The following is a 15,986-nucleotide window of genomic DNA, read 5'->3' as shown; positions in this document are numbered from 1 at the left end:
ATAACATGAACACCACAGACCGGCAAATGACGTTCTCCGCTCTTTCCGTTCTTCTCTCATATCCGGAGGAAGAGTGGAGAGCCGAGATTCCCGATTGGAAGGCTCTTATCCATGACATCACCAATCAGCAAATCCGGGAGAAATTGCTGCACTTTTTAGAGGCGGCAGCCGGCTTTTCTCCGCAAGCGCTGATTGAACACTATGTGTATACGTTCGATTTCGGAAAAAAAACGAATATGTACGTCACCTACTTTAACTCAGGCGAACAAAGGGAACGCGGCATTGAATTGCTGCATTTAAAAAACACCTACCAGCAATCCGGTTTCCTGCCGACAGAGAAAGAACTGCCTGATTACCTGCCGCTGATGCTGGAATTCGCCGCGGTTGCGGAGATTGAAGCGGCGAGAAGCGTGTTTGAGAAATACCTGTCCAATGTGAGGGAGCTGGCTTCCCGCCTCGAAAAAAATAACAGCATCTATGCTGAGCTGCTGCACGTGCTGCAGGCCGCACTGGAAAACATCGATGTGCGTGAAAGCATTGAAGAAGGGGCTGTTCAGGCATGAGCGGGCAGATCCTGTGGGGCGTTATGCCATACATTGTATTGACGATCTTTATCGGCGGGCATATTTACCGCTATCAGCATGACCAATTCGGCTGGACGGCGAAATCAAGCGAGCTGTTAGAAAAGAAAAAACTCGCCGCTGGCAGCACACTTTTTCATTGGGGACTGCTGTGCGTTGTCGGCGGACATATCATGGGAATTCTGATCCCGGAAGGCGTGTATGCTTCCCTTGGTATTTCCGAGCATATGTATCACAAAATGGCGATCGGCGCAGGCCTGCCGGCGGGGATCGCGGCATGTGCCGGACTTGTCATCCTGACGTACAGAAGGCTGTTTGACAAAAGAATCCGCAAAACCAGCTCGCCATCGGATATCTTGACGCTTATTCTGCTGCTGTTCATGATGCTGTCGGGCGTTGCGGCCACATTTCTTAACATTGATTCGAAAGGCTTTGATTACAGGGCAACAGTCGGGCCGTGGTTCAGGGAAATTGTTTTGTTCCGGCCTGACGCTTCTTTGATGGAGAGTGTCCCGCTATGGTTTAAGTTTCATATCATCATAGGGTACGTCGTTTTTATCCTTTGGCCGTTTACAAGATTGGTTCACGTGTTCAGCCTGCCCCTCAAGTATTTGACCCGCAGCTATGTTGTCTATCGGAAACGCACGTAAAAATCCCCCCTGCAAGAGGGGGATTTTTTATGGTGAAAAAATAAAAACATAAGATATTTTCTGCCAAGGTAATGGCTGGGCGGCCGGGATTCCTGTTATGTTTTATTTGGAAATAACATCAACAAAAGGAGAGTGAAGAATGAAGCGGATTTTCCTCATGTTAGCCGCCTGTCTGATGACAAGCGCCGGCGTCCTGACACTCAGACATTCTCATGTATTAACCGGCGGCACAGCGGGACTGTCACTAAGCCTGTCATACTTGTTTCATTCCTCGTTTGCGATTATCTTCTTTCTGATCAATATCCCGTTTTATATATTTTCTCTCATCAGAATGGGAATCAAATTCACTCTATCCACCGTTTTTGCAGTCACAGTACTGACTCTGTTTACTGGCGCGGATCACTGGCTGCCGCCGGTCTCTGTTTCACCGCTTGCCGGGGCGATTTGCGGAGGGGCGCTGATCGGGTTGGGCCTGTCGCTCATGTTTTATCATCAGGCATCGCTCGGCGGCGCCAATATCCTCGCTTTATTTCTGCAAAAGCGCTGCGGATGGAATCCGGGTGCCGTTAATTTCCTCTTCGATTTTGGCGTCGTGCTGGCCGGCATTTTTTCCGTCGGGTTGCTGAAAGGGCTCTTCTCCTTAGTGTCGATAGCGGTCACCGGTCTGATCATCGGCATCTTCAAAAATAAAATCAAAGGCAGCTGCTCGCTCAATCCGGCATTGCTTCAGAACATCACACCCGGCCAATCACAGGAAGCTTCATCATAAGCCTTTCCGCTCGTGCAGAGAGGCTTTTTCATATGTTTACAAGCCGGAAAACAGAGGGTATACAGAGATATCGGATCAGATGGGAGAGAGTCGGGATGCTGAAAAGGAGACTGGAATTTTGCTTTTTATATATGATGCTTATCGGAGCATATGTCATATGGTTTTTTCCGGTTTCCAGGCTTGAGTTTTACGGAGGGGTGCTTTGCTATGCAAGCATTATTTTGTTCAGCATCTATTCGTTAATTCTTGAAAACCGCACCTCGCAGCACACGCTGTTATGGATTCATATTCTTGTGTTTTTTCCGATCGCCGGGTACTTATTTTACCTTTTTTCCGGCCAGCTTTATGAAAAAGGCAAGCTGTTCAGGTCGAAACGGACATACAACCGGGAAAAGCTGAGAACGATATTTGATATGGAACAAACTCCCGACCTGACCGGGCTGAAAGGAAATCAGAAGCGTTTCTTTCAATATTCAATCAAGGCGTCCCATATGAATATCAATACAAAAAGCAGGCTGAAGGTGCTCAAAAACGGGGACGAAACATTTCCGGAGCTGTTTGAGGCGCTCCGGGAGGCCGCGTCATTTATACATATTGAGTATTATATGTTCAAATCAGACATGCTCGGGCACAAGATGATGGACATTATGATGGAAAAGGCGCGTCAAGGTGTGGAAGTGCGGTTTTTGTTCGACGCGGCCGGCAGCCTGAAGCTGGCCGGAAAAGATATTAAAAAACTGAAACGCGCGGGTGTGAACATCGTCCCGTTTCTGCCGCTGAAATACGGTTTTTTCAACCAAAAATTCAATTTCAGAAATCACCGCAAGATCGTCATCGTTGACGGGAAAGTCGGTTTTGTCGGCGGGCTGAATGTCGGCAAGGAGTATATCGGCAAAGACCAAGATGTCGGCTTTTGGCGGGACACCCATATGAAAGTCGAAGGAGAAATCGTTCAGACGCTCCACAGCATTTTTATGCTTGATTGGGAATACGTTTCGGATGAGGTGCTGATTGATCGGAAAGCATATACCCGCCCGGTTGCGGCAGAAAGCGGCGGCGTCTATCAAGTCGTTCCGACAGGCCCCGATATGAAGGAGCGGATGAGCGATCTGTATTATGCCATGATAGCGGCGGCCGAATCGTCTGTATGGATCGCGACGCCTTATTTCGTGCCGAATGAGCCGATCCGCACAGCGCTAAAGGAGGCTGCTGCCAGAGGCGTCCGGGTGCGTGTCATGGTGCCGGAAACCAATGACGGATTTTTAACCCAGTACGCGACGAGATCGTATTTCCCCGAGCTTCTTCGCGAAGGAATCGAAGTCTATTCTTATCAAAAAGGCTTTATGCATCAAAAGGTGCTCATCACTGACGGAAACCTCGCCTCTGTCGGGACGGCGAATATGGACATGAGAAGCTTTCAGCTGAACTTTGAAGTCAATGTCTTTTTTACAGATCAAGAGGCGATCAAAGATCTTGAAGCGCATTATCTGGAGGATATGAAGGAGTCTGAAAAAATCAGCCCCGTCCGTTTCTATAAGCGCACATTATGGGAAAGAACGAAGGAATCCTTCGCACGGTTATTTTCCGGCGTGTTATAAAAAACGCTTTTAAAACTCCTTGTGTATAGTATAATTGAGAAATATTATCATTAAGAACGAGGCACAAGGAGGACGGAATCGTGCTGCGACAATTTTTTTCTTATTATAAACCGTACAAAAAGCTGTTTTTTCTCGACTTCTTTTCTGCCATCGCCGGCGGATTGATGGAGCTGAGTTTTCCTCTGATTGTCAATTACTTTATCGATACATTGCTTCCGGGGCAGGATTGGAGTCTGATTATTTTGACTTCCGCGGCTTTATTCGGGGTGTACGCCCTCAGCTCGGCACTTCAGTATGTTGTGACGTATTGGGGCCATATGCTCGGCATTAACATTGAAACCGATATGCGGAAAAAGCTTTTCGACCATCTGCAAAAGCTTTCGTTCAAATTTTACGATAACAACAAAACGGGCAGTTTAATGTCCAAGCTCACCAATGATTTGATGTATATCGGAGAAACCGCCCACCACGGGCCTGAAGACCTGTTTATCGCGATCATGACGATTTTGGGCGCGTTCGGTGTGATGCTGTTTATTAACTGGCAGCTTGCGCTGTTGACTTTTATCATTATGCCGGTCGTCATATGGCTTGCTTTGTACTTCAATAAAAAAATGACCTCTGCGTTTACAAAACTGAACAAAGACGTCGGAGACTTCAGCGCGAGGGTTGAAAACAATATCGGCGGCATCCGTCTTGTTCAGGCTTTCAGCAATGAAGCGTTTGAAACGCAGCGGTTTGACGTGAACAATCAGCGTTTCCGCAAAACAAAGCTGACGTCTTATAAAATCATGGCGAAAAACGGCTCGATCAGTTACATGCTGACAAGATTCGTCACGCTGTTCGTCTTATTGTGCGGCACATGGTTCGTGATCCGCGGATCGTTATCTTACGGGGAATTCGTCGCTTTTGTGCTGCTGACGAACGTTCTGTTCCGTCCGATTGATAAAATCAACGCGATTATTGAGATGTATCCGAGAGGCATTGCCGGTTTTAAAAGCTTTATAGAAATACTGGAAACGGAGCCTGATATCAAGGACGCCCCGAACGCGAGACATGTGTCCGGTTTAAAAGGGAATATCCGTTATGATGGTGTGTCGTTCGGTTACGAAGAAAACAGTCCGGTTCTGTCGGGAATCAATTTGTCCATTCATGCCGGGGAGACAGTCGCATTCGTCGGGCCTTCGGGAGCGGGAAAATCAACGCTGACAAGTCTGCTGCCGCGCTTTTATGAGCCGTCTGAAGGCGTGATTTCCATCGACGGAATCGATATTAAGGACATGACGCTGTCATCATTGCGCGGACAAATCGGCGTCGTCCAGCAGGATGTCTTTCTGTTTTCCGGCACATTGCGGGAAAACATTGCTTACGGGCGGCTCGACGCGTCTGAGGAAGAAATCTGGCAGGCCGTCCGCCAGGCGCATTTAGAGGACTTGGTAAACGGGTATCCCGACGGTTTAAACACGGTGATCGGCGAGCGCGGCGTGAAGCTGTCAGGCGGGCAGAAGCAGCGGCTTTCCATCGCCAGAATGTTTTTGAAAAACCCGTCGATCTTAATTTTAGACGAGGCTACATCAGCCCTCGATACAGAAACGGAAGCCGCCATTCAAAAATCGCTGCAAGAGCTGTCTGAAGGACGCACAACGCTTGTGATCGCCCATCGGCTGGCTACGATTAAGGATGCGGACCGGATCGTCGTCGTCACGAAAGATGGCATCGCTGAACAAGGTCATCATAAGGAACTGCTGGCATCCGGCGGCATGTACCAGAGACTTCATCAGGCCCAATTCGGCGAGCTGATTCATTAATAAAAGAAAAAGGATAGACGAGCGGGGGCCGGGCAGCCTCCTGTCTATCCTTTTTTTATGTAGTCCGTATTTAATGGGCTTCTTTTTGCGCAGGTTCGATGATATGTTTGAAACGGTCAACAAGCTGCACCGCTTTCTTTCCTTCCACTACAATTAAATATTCTTGTTCTTTATGGGCCATTCTGAACGTTTCCAGCTCAATGAGATCTTTGATTTTGCACATCGTTTTTTTAGAGTAGATATACAGCTCGTGACCTCCCGTGTGGCAAAGCTGATAAAGCTGAAGCATGTTTCGTAAAGTGAACTTCTTAGCGGCTATTTTCAAAGATGTAATGTTTTTCATATGTTTTCTCCTCCGTCTGATGGTCTGTTATTTCGGAAATTCCCCATATAAACGGGTGATAAACCTGGTTATGCCTTCCACTTTAGCACTCCGCCCGCCAGGCGTTTGACTCCGCGGATGGCGCTTAATTCTTCGACGAGCCGGAGCAGCGCCCGGTCTTTCTCTTTCGCCTCAATCATAAAATCGATGTCCGTATCCCATTGTCTGAACCGCTCCAGCACCGGCAGAATAAAATTCGCATCCACATAGTCCGCATGACTGCGTATGGCTGATTCTGATTTTGGCGAGGAGAGATGGACCTTCGGCTTTAAGCCGATCCGCTGCCATGTTTTGATCATCCGCGGAAGAATGTCATCTAAATCAGCGTCATCGGTCGGATTGGCGTAAAAATGGTGATAATCAAACACAAACGGAATGCCTTCTTGTTCACATACACTGAGTGTTTCCTCGGACGTATATGTTTTATCATCGTTTTCTAAAGTCATCCGCTGTTTGATGACATCGGGAAGTTCTTTCAGATTCACGCGGAAACGGCCAAGCGCGCTTTGTTTGTCACCGTAAGCGCCTCCGACATGGATGTTGATGACGGAACGGTTCGCGATACCCATTGCGTCCAGCATGTCATAATGATAGGCCATATCCTTGACCGCATTTGCGGTAATCTCCTGTTTCGGGCTTGTAAAAAGCGTGAATTGGTTCGGATGAAAGCTCGTTCTGAGATCATATTTTCTGACCAGCCCGCCGATCTCACAAAACTCCTGGCGAAACGGCGTGACAAAATCCCACAGCACATCCGGATGGGTGGCGAGCGGCACAATCGAGCTTGAGAACCTGTACAGCGGGATGCCGTGGCCGACCACATAGTGGATGGTGCGCAGTGTATTGGTAAGATTTGCTTTCGTCACAGAAAGCAGGGCGTCTTTCCGCTCACTGCGGGAAAGCTTGGTATAGCGCGCATATGTTAAGGTTTTGGCGGGGGACGCGTCCCAAAGGCACATGGCGTTTGCGACGAATCCGAATCTGAACAGCATATGGTTTCTCCTTTATAAAAAGTAAGATATGGCCTTTCCCAGCCATTCTGCAGGAAGCTGTCTGACGGAGCGCTGTTTCACTTTTTCTAATGTGAGAAGCTCGGATTTTTCGATGTCCTGCTTTATGGTTGAAAGCACTTCCTTTGTAAAGGCTTCATCATGAATGATGACATTCACCTCTTCATTCCAGAACAGACTCCGTTTATCAAAATTCGGCGTGCCGATAATGCTGATGCGGTCATCAATAATGAAAGCTTTGACATGATAAAAGCCTTGATAATACCGATAGATGAGGCAGCCGGCCTTCAGAAGCTCGGGATAATAGGTAAAAGCTGTTTCCCGAACGAGCGGGTGGTCTGACTTCATCGGCACGATCAAGATGACTTTGACGCCTTTTCGGCAGGCTGAAATAAGCGCTTCCTGAAGCTTTTTGCTCGGTACATAATAAGGCGTGCCGATAATGATTTTTTTCTCCGCCTTACGGATGCAGTTTTCATAATGCGATTCAAGCGAAAAACCGTCAGACGCATATGTCCTATGAGAGATATTCCCTTCGGATAATGCGGGATAAACCTCGGGTGATCCGGGTGCTTTTCCGGTGTTTCGTTTCAGATCGCTTACAAAAAGAGTCTGAAGATCCGCCGTGCCTTCGCCGGTCATCCGCAGGTGATAATCCTCCCAGTTTCCGAACTTCGCTTTTTTGCCGAGGTACTCTTCAGCGATATTAAAACCGCCGACATAGCCGATTTTGCCGTCAATGACGGTCACTTTCCGGTGATTCCGTTTTTGCAGCCTGAAAAAAAGAAACGGAAATGCCGGTTTATTTAGAAAATGAACGTGAACGCCGGCTTTTTTCATCGTTTGAATGGAAGGCTTTTTCACTTGGCGGCTGCCCGCCCAATCGAGCAGCAGATATACGGAGACGCCGGCCTGGGCCTTTTCTTTCAATAAATCAAACATCTCATGGCTGACTTGGTCGTTCTTCATAATAAAAAACATCATATGAATAGAAGAGACGGCTTGGCGGATATCGGCCGTCATCTGCCGCACAAGCTCGCTGCCGCAGTGAATGAGTGTGATATCACTCTTTTTCGGGTCAAAAACGGGCTCATACGCCTGTTTTTTGTACGCCGCCCGGCCAAGCAGCATATCAAGCAGCATAAGTGCGATTAATATGATAAAAATGACAAGCAACACAAAAATGACCTTCATACCGACGCTCCTTTCCGAAGTATTCGTAGTGTGCCCTGAGAATGTGAATTTAATTATTGACTGAACACTCATTCATTATTTATGATAAAGTAAAGATATGACAATGAAGAGGGGTATCAGAACAAAGGGGGAGACAAGATGAACGCATTTCTCATGGTAAACGCTCTGCTGTTTTCAGCTGTAACCGCTTACGCTGTTTATTTATTCGTTTACCTGATCAGAACGAGGATCGCTTATATTAAGCTCGGCCAAAGGGAAGAATTTGATAAACGCCTGAAAGAACGTCTTCAGAAGATATGGGTGAATGTGTTCGGACAGAAAAAATTGCTGAAAGATAAAAAGAGCGGCATCATCCACGTTCTGTTTTTTTACGGTTTTATACTCGTTCAGTTCGGCGCAATTGATTTTATTCTGAAAGGGCTGCTTCCTGACCGTCATCTGCCGTTCGGTCCGCTTTATCCGGCGTTTACCTTTTTTCAGGAAATCGTCACGTTTCTGATTTTAATCGCCGTAGTCTGGGCGTTTTACCGGCGCTACATTGAAAAACTCGTCAGACTGAAACGCGGGTTTAAAGCGGGGCTTGTCCTGCTGTTTATCGGCGGACTGATGGTGACGGTGCTTCTCGGGAACGCCATGAACCTTTTATGGCACGATCATTCTCTGTCTTGGACGGAGCCGATCGCCTCCTCCATTGCGATTGTGCTCGGCGGTCTTTCAGCGCCGGCGGCCGCCGCCGTGTTTTATGTTTCATGGTGGCTTCATCTGTTGTTTTTGCTCAGCTTTTTAGTGTACGTGCCGCAATCAAAGCATGCGCACTTAATTGCAGGTCCGGCGAATGTGTTCCTCAGCAGGCTGGATTCAAAAGGAAAGCTGGAAAAAATCGATTTCACCGATGAGACGAAAGAAAGCTACGGCGTCGGAAAGATTGAAGACTTCCGCCGCTCTCAGCTTGTCGACCTTTACGCCTGCGTCGAATGCGGCCGCTGTACAAATATGTGTCCGGCCTCCGGTACGGGCAAGATGCTCTCGCCGATGGACCTCATTTTAAAGCTCAGAGACCATTTGACGGAAAAAGGCGCTGCCGTGACGTCAAAATCTCCGTGGGTGCCCGCGCCCGTTTTTCAGCACACGAAGGCGAATCAGCTCGCCGCGGCTTCCTCAGGGGGAGGATCGCGTGAAGCGGCCGCAGCCATCGATTACAACCCGAGCTTAATCGGCGATGTCATCACGGCAGAGGAGATTTGGGCGTGCACGACTTGCCGCAACTGTGAAGATCAATGTCCGGTCATGAATGAACACGTTGATAAAATTATCGATCTGCGCCGCTATCTTGTGCTTACGGAAGGGAAGATGGACAGCGACGCACAGCGGGCCATGACAAGCATTGAAAGACAGGGAAACCCGTGGGGCTTAAACCGGAAAGAGCGGGAGAACTGGCGGGAGCAGGCCGATACAGAGATTCCGACAGTGAAAGAAATGAAAAAACAAGACAAAGAGTTCGACTATTTGTTTTGGGTCGGCTCAATGGGTTCCTACGACAACAGGAGCCAAAAGATTGCCGTCTCATTTGCAAAGCTGCTTAATGAAGCGGGCGTATCCTTTGCGATTCTCGGCAATAAGGAAAAAAACTCAGGCGATACGCCGCGCCGTTTGGGCAACGAGTTTCTGTTCCAAGAGCTGGCGGAACACAACATCGGCGAATTTGAAAAACACGGAATCAAAAAAATCGTCACGATTGATCCGCACGCCTATAATATGTTCAAAAATGAATATCCTGATTTCGGATTCCGGGCTGAAGTCTATCATCATACTGAATTATTAGCCGAGCTTGTGTCACAGGGGAAACTAAAACCGCTTCACCCGGTGAATGAAACGATTACCTTCCATGACTCGTGCTATTTAGGAAGATACAATGAAGTGTATGAGCCGCCGAGAGCGATCTTAAAAGCCATTCCGGGCGTTCAATTGAAGGAAATGGAGCGCAGCCGCGAAAACGGGATGTGCTGCGGCGCCGGGGGAGGGCTCATGTGGATGGAAGAAGAAACGGGAGCGAGAATCAACACGGCCCGGACTGAGCAGGCGCTTTCTGTCAGTCCGACGGTCATCAGCTCCGGATGTCCTTACTGTCTGACCATGCTCGGTGACGGTACGAAAGCGAAAGAAGCCGAAGACGCGATCGGCACTTATGATGTCAGTGAATTGCTCGCCATGTCTGTATTCGGCGCCGAAAAACAAGAGTCTTTATAGAAAGAAGCGGGCCGCCGGCGCATATGCCGGCGGCTTTGTTTTCGCACATCAGCCGATTTATGAAGGGACAGCTCTAAAATTTCTTAAATTACGCTGTTAAGGGTAGCATATTCTGTTTTAATTTGTTTATAATGAGAGGTATGGTTTATGAACAAAACAATACAAATTCGTTCTTATTATAGGATAGAAACAGATACATATAAGTAATAGAAAGGGAGTGTCCGACCTTGAGTATCAAACAATATTCTCAGGAACAGCTGAAGCAGATGGCTTTAGTTGAAATCGCTCACGAAATTTTCTCAGAACATAAAAAACCGGTTCCGTTCCAGGAGCTGCTGAATGAAATGATCTCCTTGCTCGGTGTTACGAAAGAGGAATTGGGCGACCGTATCGCCCAATTTTATACAGACCTGAACATTGACGGCCGCTTTATTGCTCTGTCAGACCAGACGTGGGGGCTTCGCAGCTGGTATCCGTACGATCAGCTGGACGAAGAAACACAGCCGACTGTAAAAGCGAAAAAGAAAAAAGCGAAAAAAGTCGTTGAGGAAGATCTCGACCTTGATGAATTCGAGGAAGTTGACGAAGATGACATCGATCTCGATGAAATAGAAGAAGATATTGACCTTGAAGCAGACAGCTTTGACGACGAAGATATCGATGAAGAAGATGACGACGAGCTTGAGATCGAAGACGAGATGATTGAAGAAGATGAGGAAGATTATGATGATGAGGAAGAGGATCGCAAAGACTGATTTTATATCAGCAAAACGATCTTGACTTTCATTGTCGAACTATGTAGTATGTATTTTGGGCTCTTCAAAAAGAAGAGAATTCATAAGAGTGCTACGCTCCCTTTCAAGAAATTGAAAGGGAGCTTTCTTATTTTCATCTCCCAAATTCTTTTACACATCATTTGTTTTTAGTGAAATGATTTTCTATAAAACGGCACATTTTAAGGAATGTAGCGCAGACCGAAGAGAGGAGCAAACGAAATGACGAAATATATTTTTGTAACCGGGGGAGTTGTATCATCACTCGGAAAAGGAATTGTGGCTGCGTCACTTGGCCGCCTTTTGAAAAACAGAGGCATGAGCGTCACCATCCAAAAATTTGACCCTTATATCAACGTTGACCCGGGAACGATGAGCCCGTACCAGCACGGTGAGGTATTCGTTACCGATGACGGCGCTGAGACTGACCTTGACTTAGGGCATTATGAGCGGTTCATTGACATTAATCTGAACAGATTCAGCAACGTGACGACTGGTAAAATCTATTCTGCCGTATTGAAAAAAGAGCGCCGCGGGGACTACCTCGGCGGAACGGTTCAGGTCATTCCGCACATCACAAATGAACTGAAAGACCGCGTGTACCGTGCAGGCAAAGAAACAAACGCAGATGTAGTCATTACTGAGATCGGCGGAACAGTGGGAGACATCGAATCCCTTCCGTTCCTTGAAGCCATCCGTCAAATGAAAAGCGACATCGGCCACGAAAACGTGATGTACATTCACTGTACGCTTGTTCCGTACATCAAAGCGGCGGGCGAGCTGAAAACAAAACCGACGCAGCACAGCGTAAAAGAGCTGAGAAGCCTCGGTATTCAGCCTAATATCATCGTCGTGCGCACAGAAATGCCGATTTCTCAAGATATGAAAGATAAAATTGCGCTCTTCTGCGATATTGACACGAAAGCGGTCATCGAGTGCGAAGATGCGGACAACCTTTACTCCATCCCGCTTAACCTTCAGGAGCAGGGACTCGATAAGCTTGTCTGCGATCATATGAAATTAGAATGCAAAGACCCGGATATGACGGAATGGAAAGACCTTGTCACGAAAGTGAAAAACTTGTCTAAAACCATTACAATCAGCCTCGTCGGTAAATACGTCGAGCTTCAGGACGCTTACATTTCAGTCGTTGAATCACTGCGCCACGCCGGCTATGCGTTTGACGCTGATGTGAAGATCAAATGGATTAACGCCGAAGAAGTGACAGAAAGCAATATTCAAGAGCTGACTGGCGGCACAGACGGAATCATCGTGCCCGGCGGTTTCGGAGACCGCGGTGTAGAAGGGAAAATCATCGCCGCCAAGTATGCGCGTGAGAATAAAATTCCGTTCTTCGGCATCTGCCTCGGTATGCAGATTGCATCCATTGAATATGCGCGAAACGTATTAGGTCTGGAAGGGGCTCACTCTGCGGAGATCGATCCGTCCACTCCTTATCCGATCATCGACCTTCTGCCAGAACAAAAAGATGTCGAGGATCTTGGAGGAACGCTTCGTCTCGGACTGTACCCTTGTAAGCTTCAGGAAGACACGAAAGCCTTCGAAGCGTATGCGGATGAAGTGGTATACGAACGCCACCGCCACCGTTATGAATTCAACAACGAATACAGACAGCAAATGGAAGAGAACGGTTTTGTGTTCTCAGGAACAAGCCCTGACGGCCGTCTTGTGGAAATCATCGAGCTGAAAGACCATCCTTGGTATGTCGCTTGCCAGTTCCACCCTGAGTTCAAATCAAGACCGACAAGACCTCAGCCTTTATTCAAAGACTTTATCGGCGCTTCCGTACAAGCTGCAGAACAGAAGTAATAAAAAAAGACTTGCCTCCTTTAAAAGCGGCAAGTCTTTTTTCTGCATCAGGCATATTCCTGCATCATTTCCTTTAACGTAAAGGACAGTGCGTGATAGACATACAGGCCTGTCATTAATGAAGGAAAGCCGTATCTTGTCCCGTCTTCATCAGGCAGAAGCGGCATTTTTAATTTGCTGTCAATATGAACATCACAAAATTCCTCAATCCCGGTTTGATCTTTGATGACAGGAGATACGCCAACGAGGCCGATCCCTTTTTCATAAAGCTTTTGAGCCAGCGCCTGTTCTTCAGCCGTGCCCGGACCTGAACAAAACATCAGCACCCTGTCGCTTTCTGTAATCGAATCAGCTGTATCCGGAAACGCTTTGACGGAAGGCATCGGTTCTGAGCCGAGTTCCGCCTCGCACAAAATGCCCTGCATCTCATTTGCGCCGTATAAATAAATGGTATGACCGCTGACGGCTGCCTGCGCCAGCAGGCGCGCGCCGTCTTCTATTGCTTCGGATTCCTTATCCTGAATGCGGGAAAAAATGCCTGCAAGCTGCGTTGTAAATATCTTTAACATGAGTGAAACCTCCTTTACACATACAAGAACAGTATACAACAAAAGAGAAAATGCTCAGAAAATGTCGGAAAGTAGACTATTATAATTAAAGGAAATGTGAAAATCAAACAGAATACATAAACAACTGCTTCCTTTTGACGAAAATGATAATATTGGGGTGTAAAATGATGAATGAAAAGATTTTAATCGTAGATGACCAATACGGTATACGCATATTGCTCAATGAAGTGTTTCATAAAGAAGGGTACCAGACGTTTCAGGCCGCCAACGGCATACAGGCGCTGGACATCGTAACGAAAGAACGGCCCGATCTCGTGCTTTTAGATATGAAAATCCCCGGCATGGACGGAATCGAAATTCTCAAGCGCATGAAGATGATTGACGAATCCATCCGCGTCATTATCATGACCGCTTACGGAGAACTCGATATGATTAAGGAATCAAAAGAGCTCGGAGCGCTGACCCATTTTGCGAAACCTTTTGACATTGATGAGATCAGAGACGCGGTGAAAAAATATTTACCTCTAAAATCGAATTAATAAAATTAGAAACAATTATGTCATTGTGTTGCCGATTTGTCGAAAAGTTGGTATCCTAGAGATGGAGAAAAAGCGATCTGTTGTTTTACATATGACAGGTTTTTATGGTCATGCTATAGGTGGAAAGCTTTTTTCGAGAAGAAGCAAATCAGGCTACATAAGGAGGACTTTCGACATGCCTTTAGTTTCAATGACGGAAATGTTGAATACAGCTAAAGAAAAAGGATATGCTGTTGGACAATTTAACCTAAATAACCTTGAGTTCACTCAAGCTATTTTACAAGCAGCAGAAGAGGAAAAATCCCCGGTTATTCTTGGTGTTTCAGAAGGCGCGGGACGCTACATGGGCGGCTTCAAAACAGTGGTTGCCATGGTTAAAGCTCTTATGGAAGAATACAAAGTGACAGTTCCTGTCGCCATTCACTTAGACCACGGTTCAAGCTTTGAATCTTGTGCGAAAGCGATTCATGCAGGCTTCACTTCTGTAATGATCGACGCATCTCACCACCCGTTTGAGGAAAACGTAGCAACTACAGCTAAAGTGGTTGAGCTTGCTCATTTCCACGGCGTTTCAGTTGAAGCTGAGCTTGGAACTGTAGGCGGACAGGAAGATGACGTGATCGCTGAAGGCGTAATCTATGCTGACCCTAAAGAGTGTCAAGAACTTGTAGAGCGCACTGGCATCGACTGCCTTGCACCTGCACTGGGTTCTGTTCACGGCCCTTACAAAGGCGAACCGAACCTCGGTTTCAAAGAAATGGAAGATATCGGCAAATCAACCGGCCTTCCATTAGTACTTCACGGCGGTACAGGAATTCCGACTGCCGACATTAAAAAATCAATCTCACTTGGTACGGCTAAAATCAACGTAAACACTGAAAACCAAATTTCTTCTGCAAAAGCTGTCCGCGAAACATTGGCAGCTAAGCCGAACGAATACGATCCTCGTAAATATCTTGGACCTGCTCGTGAAGCGATCAAAGAAACGGTTATCGGCAAAATGCGTGAGTTCGGTTCTTCAAACCAAGCTTAATCCAATGTAACATCCATAAACCGCCTGACAGCATTGACAGGCGGTTTTATGTCTTACCTTTAGAAAGCGCAATCATGTTTTACAGTTCTGAAAATTTATTACTGGGGAGGCTTTCCTTATGTTATTTTTCATTGATACAGCAAACATTGACGAGATTAAAGAAGCTTATGAACTTGGCGTTCTTGCCGGAGTTACGACAAACCCTAGTTTAGTGGCGAAAGAAGCTGACGTGTCTTTCCATGACAGACTTCGTGAGATTACGGAAGTCGTGAGCGGATCAGTAAGCGCGGAAGTCATTTCCCTGAATGCTGAAGAGATGATTGAAGAAGGTAAAGAACTTGCGAAAATCGCACCGAATATCACGGTGAAAATCCCGATGACGTCTGAAGGGTTAAAAGCCGTAAAAGCGCTGAGCGACCTGAACATTAAAACAAACGTAACGCTCATTTTCAGCGCCAACCAAGCGCTTTTGGCGGCAAGAGCCGGGGCGACTTATGTATCTCCGTTCTTAGGCCGTCTGGATGATATCGGCCATAACGGTCTTGAACTGATTTCAGAAATAAGACAGATTTTTGACATTCATGATATTGATACACAAATCATCGCAGCTTCCATCCGTCATGCGCAGCACGTGACTGAAGCCGCTTTACGCGGTGCGCATATCGGTACGATGCCGCTGAAAGTCATTCACCAGCTGGCGAAACATCCGTTAACGGATAAAGGCATCGAGCAATTCTTGGCAGACTGGAATAAATAAGGGTGAAAAGGGCGGCAAACCGGTTGCATCCGTTTGCCGCACCCTTATGTTTTCCTGTTTGGCAGCGGGCCTTCAGTATCAAAGTGAAGAGTGTGTTTCCCCGGAATGTGAACCCGGCGGGCCTCTGTGCATCCTGTGTTAAAAATGCCCCGCAAAGCTTCGCTATTTTCTTCCTGTTATTTTATAATGTCCTTGTATTCTTTCTCTTCGAATTGGCTACATTTTGGACAAGAGCTTTATTTGCAGAGA

The 15,986-nt window shown here is 47.0% G+C and carries 15 protein-coding genes; 11 read left to right on the top strand and 4 right to left on the bottom strand.

Annotated elements, in window-relative coordinates; all coding sequences use genetic code 11:
- Positions 1-5: 5 nt before the first annotated feature.
- The 5 genes from narJ (at position 6) to ACKTRM_RS17515 (ending at position 5,403) form a co-directional block, all read left to right on the top strand.
- Positions 6-563: a nitrate reductase molybdenum cofactor assembly chaperone gene (narJ, locus tag ACKTRM_RS17535; RefSeq protein WP_012118679.1), complete on the top strand. Its 558-nt coding sequence runs from the start codon at positions 6-8 to the stop codon at positions 561-563.
- The gene (gene narI, locus ACKTRM_RS17530) at positions 560-1,231 is read left to right on the top strand and encodes a respiratory nitrate reductase subunit gamma (protein ID WP_012118678.1); all 672 of its coding nucleotides are present in this window, start codon (positions 560-562) and stop codon (positions 1,229-1,231) included. Before narJ ends, narI begins: the two co-directional genes overlap by 4 nt.
- A gap of 139 nt (positions 1,232-1,370) precedes the next feature.
- The gene (locus ACKTRM_RS17525; RefSeq protein ID WP_012118677.1) at positions 1,371-2,000 is read left to right on the top strand and encodes a YitT family protein; all 630 of its coding nucleotides are present in this window, start codon (positions 1,371-1,373) and stop codon (positions 1,998-2,000) included.
- Positions 2,001-2,095: 95 nt separating this feature from the next.
- Positions 2,096-3,598: a cardiolipin synthase gene (gene cls, locus ACKTRM_RS17520; protein WP_007407622.1), complete on the top strand. Its 1,503-nt coding sequence runs from the start codon at positions 2,096-2,098 to the stop codon at positions 3,596-3,598.
- Positions 3,599-3,678: 80 nt separating this feature from the next.
- Complete coding sequence (locus ACKTRM_RS17515) at positions 3,679-5,403, top strand: ABC transporter ATP-binding protein (protein ID WP_012118675.1); 1,725 nt, start codon at positions 3,679-3,681, stop codon at positions 5,401-5,403.
- Between the two features lie 70 nt (positions 5,404-5,473).
- Here the strand turns inward: ACKTRM_RS17515 and ACKTRM_RS17510 are convergent, their stop codons facing one another.
- From ACKTRM_RS17510 to cls (ACKTRM_RS17500), 3 genes are all read right to left on the bottom strand, one after another.
- Positions 5,474-5,746, bottom strand: a complete 273-nt coding sequence (locus ACKTRM_RS17510) for a hypothetical protein (RefSeq protein WP_012118674.1) — start codon at positions 5,744-5,746, stop codon at positions 5,474-5,476.
- 68 nt (positions 5,747-5,814) lie between these two features.
- The gene (gene uvsE / locus ACKTRM_RS17505; protein ID WP_012118673.1) at positions 5,815-6,777 is read right to left on the bottom strand and encodes a UV DNA damage repair endonuclease UvsE; all 963 of its coding nucleotides are present in this window, start codon (positions 6,775-6,777) and stop codon (positions 5,815-5,817) included.
- 12 nt (positions 6,778-6,789) lie between these two features.
- On the bottom strand, positions 6,790-7,989 hold the full coding sequence (cls, locus tag ACKTRM_RS17500; protein WP_012118672.1) for a cardiolipin synthase: 1,200 nt from the start codon (positions 7,987-7,989) through the stop codon (positions 6,790-6,792).
- Positions 7,990-8,127: 138 nt separating this feature from the next.
- Between cls (ACKTRM_RS17500) and ACKTRM_RS17495 the strand changes: the two genes are divergently transcribed.
- The 3 genes from ACKTRM_RS17495 to pyrG all read left to right on the top strand — a co-directional run bounded on the left by ACKTRM_RS17495 (position 8,128) and on the right by pyrG (position 12,839).
- Positions 8,128-10,236 carry a heterodisulfide reductase-related iron-sulfur binding cluster gene (locus tag ACKTRM_RS17495; RefSeq protein ID WP_012118671.1) on the top strand — a complete coding sequence of 703 codons (2,109 nt, stop codon included), beginning with the start codon at positions 8,128-8,130 and terminating at the stop codon, positions 10,234-10,236.
- 227 nt (positions 10,237-10,463) lie between these two features.
- Positions 10,464-10,991 (top strand): DNA-directed RNA polymerase subunit delta, encoded by a 528-nt coding sequence (gene rpoE / locus ACKTRM_RS17490; protein ID WP_007407616.1) that lies wholly within the window; start codon positions 10,464-10,466, stop codon positions 10,989-10,991.
- Between the two features lie 240 nt (positions 10,992-11,231).
- A complete protein-coding gene (pyrG, locus tag ACKTRM_RS17485; protein ID WP_003151098.1) occupies positions 11,232-12,839 on the top strand; it encodes a glutamine hydrolyzing CTP synthase in 1,608 nt (535 codons plus the stop codon).
- Between the two features lie 47 nt (positions 12,840-12,886).
- On the opposite strand, the gene ACKTRM_RS17480 is transcribed toward pyrG, so the two are convergent.
- The gene (locus ACKTRM_RS17480) at positions 12,887-13,408 is read right to left on the bottom strand and encodes a DUF2529 domain-containing protein (RefSeq protein ID WP_007407614.1); all 522 of its coding nucleotides are present in this window, start codon (positions 13,406-13,408) and stop codon (positions 12,887-12,889) included.
- A 164-nt stretch (positions 13,409-13,572) separates the two neighbouring features.
- Between ACKTRM_RS17480 and spo0F the strand changes: the two genes are divergently transcribed.
- From spo0F to fsa, 3 genes are all read left to right on the top strand, one after another.
- Positions 13,573-13,947: a sporulation initiation phosphotransferase Spo0F gene (gene spo0F, locus ACKTRM_RS17475; protein ID WP_012118670.1), complete on the top strand. Its 375-nt coding sequence runs from the start codon at positions 13,573-13,575 to the stop codon at positions 13,945-13,947.
- A 175-nt stretch (positions 13,948-14,122) separates the two neighbouring features.
- Positions 14,123-14,980 carry a class II fructose-bisphosphate aldolase gene (locus ACKTRM_RS17470; RefSeq protein WP_003151102.1) on the top strand — a complete coding sequence of 286 codons (858 nt, stop codon included), beginning with the start codon at positions 14,123-14,125 and terminating at the stop codon, positions 14,978-14,980.
- 118 nt (positions 14,981-15,098) lie between these two features.
- Entirely contained in the window at positions 15,099-15,737 is a 639-nt protein-coding gene (fsa, locus tag ACKTRM_RS17465) for a fructose-6-phosphate aldolase (protein WP_007407613.1), read from the top strand.
- The last annotated feature ends 249 nt before the right edge of the window (positions 15,738-15,986 follow it).

This window comes from Bacillus sp. D7-8 (genome assembly GCF_052055895.1).
GTDB classification, from domain to species: domain Bacteria; phylum Bacillota; class Bacilli; order Bacillales; family Bacillaceae; genus Bacillus; species Bacillus velezensis.
The sequence above is the reverse complement of the archived record's forward strand: the minus strand, read 5'-3'. Positions and strand labels throughout refer to the sequence as shown.

Coding starts and splice junctions, on each gene's coding strand:
- narJ (WP_012118679.1), top strand. CDS start 6: ATGAACACCACAGACCGGCAAATGACGTTCTCCGCTCTTTCCGTTCTT.
- narI (WP_012118678.1), top strand. CDS start 560: ATGAGCGGGCAGATCCTGTGGGGCGTTATGCCATACATTGTATTGACG.
- ACKTRM_RS17525 (WP_012118677.1), top strand. CDS start 1,371: ATGAAGCGGATTTTCCTCATGTTAGCCGCCTGTCTGATGACAAGCGCC.
- cls (WP_007407622.1), top strand. CDS start 2,096: ATGCTGAAAAGGAGACTGGAATTTTGCTTTTTATATATGATGCTTATC.
- ACKTRM_RS17510 (WP_012118674.1), bottom strand. CDS start 5,746: ATGAAAAACATTACATCTTTGAAAATAGCCGCTAAGAAGTTCACTTTA.
- uvsE (WP_012118673.1), bottom strand. CDS start 6,777: ATGCTGTTCAGATTCGGATTCGTCGCAAACGCCATGTGCCTTTGGGAC.
- cls (WP_012118672.1), bottom strand. CDS start 7,989: ATGAAGGTCATTTTTGTGTTGCTTGTCATTTTTATCATATTAATCGCA.
- ACKTRM_RS17495 (WP_012118671.1), top strand. CDS start 8,128: ATGAACGCATTTCTCATGGTAAACGCTCTGCTGTTTTCAGCTGTAACC.
- pyrG (WP_003151098.1), top strand. CDS start 11,232: ATGACGAAATATATTTTTGTAACCGGGGGAGTTGTATCATCACTCGGA.
- ACKTRM_RS17480 (WP_007407614.1), bottom strand. CDS start 13,408: ATGTTAAAGATATTTACAACGCAGCTTGCAGGCATTTTTTCCCGCATT.
- spo0F (WP_012118670.1), top strand. CDS start 13,573: ATGATGAATGAAAAGATTTTAATCGTAGATGACCAATACGGTATACGC.
- ACKTRM_RS17470 (WP_003151102.1), top strand. CDS start 14,123: ATGCCTTTAGTTTCAATGACGGAAATGTTGAATACAGCTAAAGAAAAA.
- fsa (WP_007407613.1), top strand. CDS start 15,099: ATGTTATTTTTCATTGATACAGCAAACATTGACGAGATTAAAGAAGCT.